The 881-nt window shown below is 74.6% G+C and carries 1 protein-coding gene; it reads right to left on the bottom strand.

Features of this window, described 5'->3' with window-relative positions:
* Window positions 1–11 precede the first annotated feature (11 nt).
* Window positions 12–881: DUF1152 domain-containing protein (locus JS521_RS35915; protein ID WP_205087027.1), on the bottom strand; the 870-nt coding region annotated here is incomplete at its 5' end.

The raw sequence follows: 881 nt of genomic DNA, 5'->3' as shown, positions 1-881 counted from the left end.
GGGATGGGGGGTTACAGGGCGAACAGCGGTGCCGCGTACCGGTGCGGGCGGTCCCGTACGAGGTGGGTGCGCAGGGACCGTGCCGCGGCGCCGGTGAGGCCGAGCCCTTCGGCCACGCAGCGGAAGGTGGCGTACCGGGCGCCGGGGTGGGCGGCCCGCAGCCGTCCCAGCCAGGCGTCGAGTCCGTGCAGGGCCTCGGTCACCGAGATCTCGGGGGAGGCGGTGTCGCGGAGCCGGAGCGAGCGGTCGCGCTCGCGTTGCAGTTCGGAGAAGCCGCACACCTCCCAGCTGGTCTTCTCGGCGTCGTCGAGGGTGCCGGCACCCTGCTCGTACAGGGCGCGGGCCAGCCGGTTGCGCTCCAGCACCCGGTCCAGGCCGATCCGGTGCACCCGGGCACTGGCGTCGCTCAGGACCACCGGACGGCCGGTGTCCTGTACGACGCAGCCGCCGCGTTCCCCTCGCGCGGCGGCGACCAGCAGCGCACTCGCCTCCGAGGGATGCCAGTCGAAGAGGTGCTCGACACCCCGGGTGTCGGCCCCGGTGAGGGTGAGGAAGTCGTCGCCCAGGACGGGCAGCAGCTCGCTCTCGGGGATCTCGCAGTCGAGCCCCGGGCCCGCGAGCCGGAGCCGTGTGGGTACGCCGGCGGTGGCGCACGCGGCGATGACCAGGGCGTCCGGCAGCGGGCTGAGGAGCGTCGGCTCGTCGCCCCGGGCGAAGACATCGCCGCCGACATCGACCACCTCGACCTCGTCGACGGCGTACTTCTCGACCACCTCCGTGATCTGCCGGGCCAGGTGCGGGACGCCTCCGTAGGGACTGAGGAGGCCCAGCGTGACCGGGAGTTCGGCGGCCAGGCGCGGCAGCGTGGAGCCCGCGGGCGG

This window comes from Streptomyces durocortorensis (assembly GCF_016901035.1).
Classification (GTDB): Bacteria; Actinomycetota; Actinomycetes; order Streptomycetales; family Streptomycetaceae; genus Streptomyces; species Streptomyces durocortorensis.
The sequence above is the reverse complement of the archived record's forward strand: the minus strand, read 5'-3'. Positions and strand labels throughout refer to the sequence as shown.